This is a genomic window from Aquidulcibacter sp. (assembly GCF_020253525.1).
Lineage (GTDB): Bacteria > Pseudomonadota > Alphaproteobacteria > Caulobacterales > Aquidulcibacteraceae > Aquidulcibacter.
In genome coordinates, this window is the sequence record NZ_JADCBK010000149.1 from 20,850 (window position 1) to 27,446 (window position 6,597).

A 6,597-nucleotide genomic window follows, 5' to 3' on the forward strand; every position below is an offset into this window, starting at 1 on the left:
CCTAGAGTTTGCCGAGCCCCGTCCAAACAATCCAAGCCCCCACGAGAACCACGATGGTTGCAAAGACCATAGCGAGCGCACGTTTGTGCTGGCCAAGGGATTGGCTAGCCCAGGTGCCTAAGGTACTGCCTAGCAAGCCTCCAGCAATCATCAGTCCAGCGACGGGCCAGTTCACAAGCCCAGACAGCGCATAGCTGGCCGTTGTCGCGGTGCCAAAGGCCGCAACGCTCACGAGCGAAGTGCCCACTGCCATGCTCATTGGCATGCTGGTTGCCCACATGAGGCCCGGAACGATCAGAAAGCCGCCGCCGATCCCAAAAAAGCCAGACGCCAGCCCAACCCCAGTTCCGCTGGCGATTAATCGAGGCATGAGGATAGGGGCGCTCGCGATCGACAGCCGGACATCAGGCGCTTCAATCCGTGTAGGCTTGCGGGCAGCAAGAATTCCAACAGCGATCATGATAAAGCCAAACATTGTGAGCAGCTTTTGGCCGTCCATCGCCTTGCCCAGACTGCTGCCCAAGGTCGCGCCCAAGACACCGACGGCTGAAAACATGAACGCACATCGCCACTTCACATTATGGGCGCGAGCGTGCGCCCACAGGCCCAATAAAGCATTGGCTGCGACAGAGACCGCGCCCGTTCCGATGGCCGTATGGGGGTCTACGACCCCAATTACATAGAGAAGAAGGGGAACGGCTAGGATGGACCCGCCACCGCCAATCAAGCCCAAAATGGCTCCAATCAGAAGCCCAGATCCTAGGCCGGCGATGAGTGTGGCGGGGTCCATGATTTAACCGGCCTTGAGGGACATGGATGCTTGAGGTCGGTTCCACGGCATAAGGGCCAAGACTTTGGCCATCCCGCACCAGCCCGTTGTACCCGCGAAAGTCAGCCCTGCGCCGATGAAAGCGGATAGACCGTAAAAGCCTGGATGAACCCATGTGCCAAGAATAACGCCAAGCAACACCAGGCTCCCTGCGGTAATCTGAACTTGGCGCATAATCTCAATCGGTTGACCCTTGTCCTTAATGACGGGCAGGCCGGCCGCTTTCCAAGCTTCGATACCTCCTTCCAGCACATAAGCATCGCATGTGGTGGTGGCTGCTAGTCGGCTGGCATGTGCTGCGGTCCGATTACCGGCTTTGCAGTGGAAGATAACGGCATGATCGCCCGTAAGCGGCAAAACATCGCCCAAACGAGAAAATGGGACGCTTTTGGCCAATCCTATGCGTTCGCGAGCGACTTCATCGGCCTCGCGTATATCCACCAGCCGCGCGCCATCGGCGAGGAGGCGCTTTGCTTCGTCAATGGAAATGGTTTTGAGGGTCATGTTTCACTCCTGAGGTTTAAGGGGGTCAGGCAGCGTTTGGGCTGCAATAGAGACGGTGGAGGGTATCCATCAGTTCCGTCAGCTTTGGATCGGCGATGGTGTAAAAGATGGTGGTACCCTCTCGCCGCGTCGACAAAAGGCCTTCTTCGCGCATCACCGCGAGATGTTGGCTCATCGCCGATTGACTAAGGCCAATCGCTGTACCGAGCGCACCGGCATTGGCTTCACCCATTTCAACCAACTGGCATAGCACCAAAAGGCGTCGTTCATTGCCAAGTGCTTTCAATAATTTAGCTACCAAGCCAGCGCGGGCGGCCATGTCGCGTGCTGTATGTTCAAGCTCGATTTCCGAGGGCATCTGCGAGGCTCCATAAATTAGCACTTGCTAAATTAGCATAATCTAATATATAGTCAAGCCTATCATCCAGCACGATGGAGAAATCATTATGTCAGAGCCACGTATCACCGCATTTTTCGATGAGGCCACGTTTACGATCACCTATCTGGTAGTTGATCTTGAGACGTCGCGGGCAGTCATCATTGACCCTGTTTTGGACTATGATCATCGAGGCGGCTCCCTTTCGACCCGATCGGCCCAGGCCGTGCTCGACGCCGCGGCAGAGCAGGGGGCCAAGATTGACTATATTCTAGAAACCCATGTCCATGCCGATCACATAAGCTCTGCCCCGTTCTTGAAGGCCCAGACTGGCGCGAAGATTGTGATCGGTAGCTCTATCGACAAAATCCAGAAGACCTTTGCCCCTGTGTTTCAGGCCAATGATCTGAGCATGACGGGTGGGGAATTCGATATTCTGGCGACAGATGGCCAAGTCCTGCAGTTTGGCGGACAAGAGATCAAGGTCATCCATATGCCCGGCCATACCCCTGCTTGCGTTGCCTATCATATTGGTTCTCACGTCTTTGTCGGCGACACATTGTTCATGCCCGACTACGGTACGGCACGTTGCGATTTCCCGGGGGGTGATGCGGCCGCTCTATATCGCTCGATCCAGAAAATCTTCGCCATGCCGCCTGAGACCAAGCTCTGGATGTGCCATGATTATAAGGCCGCTGGCCGGGATCATTATGCGTGGGAAAGCGATGTCGCCACGCAGCGCGCCCACAATATTCATATCCATGATGGCGTGACGGAAGCAGAATTTGTTGCCATGCGACAAACCCGAGACAAAGGCTTGGCCCCACCCGTGCTTTTATTGCCGTCGGTGCAAGTCAATATGCGGGCAGGCTACTTTCCCCCAGCTGATCAAGCTGGAAAGCGCTATCTGTTGATCCCCGTCTCAGGGACAATTCCCAATTAGGTCGCGATTTCGGCCCTTGGGGTTAAGCCTGCGCGCTAATTCTAGGTGCAGGGCACTCGACAAGTGCGCTGGCTTCTCTAATGTCGGAGACAAATCACAAATGTCTCAGGTTACACGCCCATGTTCCAACGCTTCTTCTCTGAACTTCGCGACGCCAAGGTTCCTATCAGCCTGAAGGAATATCTGCTTCTGATGGAGGCGATGGACAAGGAAGTGATTGAGAGCGACATCACAGAATTCTACTATTTGTCGCGTTCGGCATTGGTGAAGGATGAGCGGAATCTCGACAAATTCGACCGCGTCTTTGGGCATGTCTTTAAAGGCTTGGAAAAGACTAGCGATGCTTTAGCCGCAGCAATCCCTGAGGATTGGTTGCGTGCCCTGACGGAAAAATATCTCACCGAAGAGGAAAAAGCTGAGATTGAAAGCTTAGGCGGTTGGGAGAAGCTGATGGAGACGCTGCAGAAGCGCCTCGAAGAGCAGAAGGAGCGGCACGAAGGCGGCAATAAATGGATCGGAACGGGCGGTACCTCGCCCTTTGGCGCCAATGGCTATAATCCTGAAGGCGTGCGGATCGGTCAAAAGGAAGGCCGCCATGGTCGCGCCGTTAAAGTATGGGACAAGCGCGAGTATAAAAACCTGGATGATCAGGTTGAACTTGGCACCCGCAACATCAAAGTCGCGCTACGCCGCTTGCGGCGTTGGGCCCGAGATGGTGCACCTTCTGAGCTTGATCTCAAGGGGACAATCGATACGACAGCGCGGAATGGCTATCTCGATGTTGTGATGCGGCCAGAGCGTAGAAATACGGTCAAAGTGCTGATTTTCTTTGATATTGGTGGCTCGATGGATGCCCATATCAAGGTATGCGAAGAACTGTTTTCTGCGGCGCGGACAGAGTTCAAGCATATGGAATATTTCTACTTCCACAATTGCATTTACGAGGAAGTGTGGAAGGACAATCGCCGTCGCAATGCCGAGAAACTGCCGACTTGGGACGTGCTGCATAAGTTTCCCGCCGACTATAAGGTCGTATTTGTGGGCGATGCGACCATGAGCCCGTATGAGATCACCTATCCCGGTGGTAGTGTCGAGCATTGGAATGAAGAGCCGGGCGCGGCGTGGCTCAAACGCGTATCGGACGTCTATCCCCATCTTATCTGGATCAATCCGGTGCCAGAGCGGCACTGGGATCATACCCCGTCTGTAAACTTGATCCGCGATGTAATCGGTCGTGACCGCATGTTCCCTATGACAATCCAAGGTCTTGATCGGGCCATGCGCGAATTAAGCCGTTAGGTGTGACCCAAGGTTGATTGCCTTGTGAAGGCGATCAAATCAGGCGAGGTTTGCATGCTTAGTGTAGGAGTGTGCGGATGTCCCGGATCAAGATTAAGCCGATTGCCATGGGTCTTGCCCTGTCTTTGGTCGGGCTGGGTGCGCTTGCCGCATCGCCCGATGTCTTTGCAAAGCTCGATTCTGATAAGGACGGGCGCTTGATCAAGTCTGAACTGCAAGTGCCCTGCGACCGCGAAATATTTGCGTCTCTAGATCGAAATGGCGACAGCGCCATCGACCGCCAAGAATTCCGAACCTCCGGCGACATGGCCACCTATGAGGACAAGGGTGGGATCGATGAAAAGGGCGTGCAAGTTCGGTGGTTGGAGTTTCGTATCGGGCGCTTTGATCTCCAAGATGGGACTTTCGTCACTTGCAATGCGACTGAGGGACAATATCCGCTTGAGGTGAGCGCCTCGCCTTCTGATATCGAACTCGCGAAGCAGACAATCCAAAGTCGGCTCGCAGAAGATGCGATGCGCCTCGCCAAGCGCTAGCATCCCGCCGCGAAGCGCCCCATGAGGGGGCTATGCTGGCTGAAGTGCTCCCCCCTCTTGATCCGACACTGGAAGATGCGCAAGCCACGCTGCATCGCGTCTTCGGCCATAGCGCGTTTCGAGGCTTGCAAGCCGATGTGGTGGCACATGTTTTGGCGGGTGGCGATGCTTTGGCTGTATTACCAACAGGGGGTGGCAAAAGCATGTGCTACCAAATCCCCGCGCTTTTGCGGCCCGGGGTTGGCATTGTTGTTTCGCCTCTGATTGCCTTGATGACGGACCAGGTGGAGGCTTTACGCACGGCGGGGGTTCGGGCTGCGCGGCTCGATTCCAGTATGGCTTGGGACGACAAGCAGGCCGTATTCTCAGCTCTAGAGGCTGGTCGGCTCGATATCCTCTATGTGTCGCCGGAAGGTCTTTCTTCGGGAGCTTTGATTGAGCGTTTAAGCCGCTACCCGATTTCCTTAATCGCCGTCGATGAAGCCCACTGTGTCAGCCAATGGGGCCACGACTTCCGCCCAGATTATCGACGTTTGGGCGCGCTACAGGAGGCCTTCCCCGGCGTGCCACGCTTGGCCGTAACCGCGACCGCGGATGTCCGCACGCGCGAAGATATTCGACGTCAGTTGCATTTGACGCACGCCCCTGAATTTGTTGCAAGTTTTGACCGCCCCAACCTCATCCTCTCCACCCGGCGTAAGGACAGCCGCACCGCTGCGCGAATCCTAGAACTGGTATTGGCCCGCCAAGGTCTGTGCGGCATTATTTATGTCACCGCCCGTAAAGAGACCGAAGAGTTGGCGGCAAGCCTGCGTGAAAAAGGCGTCCATGCGCTGGCTTATCACGCCCAAATGCCGTCGGATCAAAAATCCGAGCATTTAAGGCGCTTTCAAGAAGAAGATGGCGTGGTGATGGTTGCGACCATCGCTTTTGGCATGGGCATTGATAAGCCCGATGTGCGCTATGTCATCCATGCTGATCCACCTAAAAGCATCGAAGCCTATTGGCAGGAGGTTGGGCGCGCCGGTCGCGATGGATTACCTGCTGAAGGGATTGCCTTCTATGGCTTTTCTGATCGTCGCTTTATGGCCGAGCGGATTGATGGTTCGCCAGCGCCCGATGAAGTGAAACAGGTTCAACGATCTAAGCTGAACCAGCTTTATAGCTTTCTGGACGGGCTTGCCTGTCGCCGGGGCGGGGTTCGCCGCTATTTCGGCGAGACGGATGTGCAAGATTGTGGGCAATGCGACGTCTGTACCAATCCTATGATGGGCCATGATTCAAGCCAGTGGGCGAAGATGGCTTTATCCGCCGTCATCCGCTGTGAGGAAAGTTTTGGGCGTGGGCGGATCATCTCGCATTTGATTGGGGCCGAGCCGGATGGACCTTTGGAGACCCGTTTTGCCGAACGTTCCACTTTCGGCATTGGTAAGGGTCTTAACAAGACCGCGTGGCGTCGCGTGCTGGATCAGCTCTTGTTTGATGGTATTCTGGCAGAGCAAAATCGTGATGGCTTTCCGCTTTTAACCATCGCGTGCCCAGATCTTGCACGGTCGGTTTTGAAGGGCGAGGTATCGGTTTTCACGCGCGAGGACCCCGTCCAAGCTGGCGGCACGAAGCGTAGTGTTGCGAAGATTGCTTTGGATGATGATCTCGATCCAGAGACATTGGCTCTCTATCGCATGTTGCGAAACTGGCGGCTTGAGACCGCGCGTGCGGCGGGTATTCCCCCCTATGTTGTGTTCCATGATTCAGTTTTGCGCCAAGTGGCTTTGGCGCGCCCATCGACGACATCCGCTTTGATGATGATCTCGGGTATCGGCGAAGCGAAGGCTCGTCGTTATGGCCAATCCATCCTCGCACTCTTGTCCACGGCCTAATTTACGGTCCCGAAATAGAATTCTGTTAGCGTCACACTACGTAATCTGGGCAGGAGGCCCGAAGTGATGACCTTACGAGTCCTATTCCTTTTAGTTGCTGCCACAAATTGTGTGCTGTTGACGGCTTGTGCCGGCGGTGGCGGTGGCGGCGGCGGGACCGTTGTCCAGCCATCACCTTTGCCGCCTCCTCCACCCCCCCCCCCCCCCCCCGCCGCCCCCCCCCCCCCCCC

Annotated in this window: 7 protein-coding genes; 4 read left to right on the top strand and 3 right to left on the bottom strand. The window is 55.6% G+C overall.

Features of this window, described 5'->3' with window-relative positions; all coding sequences use genetic code 11:
* Position 1: 1 nt before the first annotated feature.
* From IOB61_RS15345 to IOB61_RS15355, 3 genes are read right to left on the bottom strand one after another with little or no spacing between them, the layout of a single operon-like run.
* Complete coding sequence (locus IOB61_RS15345; RefSeq protein ID WP_290818609.1) at positions 2-790, bottom strand: sulfite exporter TauE/SafE family protein; 789 nt, start codon at positions 788-790, stop codon at positions 2-4.
* Between the two features lie 3 nt (positions 791-793).
* Complete coding sequence (locus IOB61_RS15350; protein WP_290818611.1) at positions 794-1,333, bottom strand: rhodanese family protein; 540 nt, start codon at positions 1,331-1,333, stop codon at positions 794-796.
* Between the two features lie 25 nt (positions 1,334-1,358).
* Positions 1,359-1,691, bottom strand: a complete 333-nt coding sequence (locus tag IOB61_RS15355) for a helix-turn-helix transcriptional regulator (RefSeq protein ID WP_290818613.1) — start codon at positions 1,689-1,691, stop codon at positions 1,359-1,361.
* 88 nt (positions 1,692-1,779) lie between these two features.
* Between IOB61_RS15355 and IOB61_RS15360 the strand changes: the two genes are divergently transcribed.
* From IOB61_RS15360 to recQ, 4 genes are all read left to right on the top strand, one after another.
* A complete protein-coding gene (locus IOB61_RS15360) occupies positions 1,780-2,652 on the top strand; it encodes an MBL fold metallo-hydrolase (protein WP_290818615.1) in 873 nt (290 codons plus the stop codon).
* Positions 2,653-2,772: 120 nt separating this feature from the next.
* A complete protein-coding gene (locus IOB61_RS15365) occupies positions 2,773-3,951 on the top strand; it encodes a VWA domain-containing protein (RefSeq protein ID WP_085339729.1) in 1,179 nt (392 codons plus the stop codon).
* A 77-nt stretch (positions 3,952-4,028) separates the two neighbouring features.
* Positions 4,029-4,487: a hypothetical protein gene (locus tag IOB61_RS15370; protein ID WP_290818618.1), complete on the top strand. Its 459-nt coding sequence runs from the start codon at positions 4,029-4,031 to the stop codon at positions 4,485-4,487.
* Between the two features lie 32 nt (positions 4,488-4,519).
* Positions 4,520-6,367 (top strand): DNA helicase RecQ, encoded by a 1,848-nt coding sequence (gene recQ, locus IOB61_RS15375; protein ID WP_290818620.1) that lies wholly within the window; start codon positions 4,520-4,522, stop codon positions 6,365-6,367.
* Positions 6,368-6,597 lie beyond the last annotated feature (230 nt).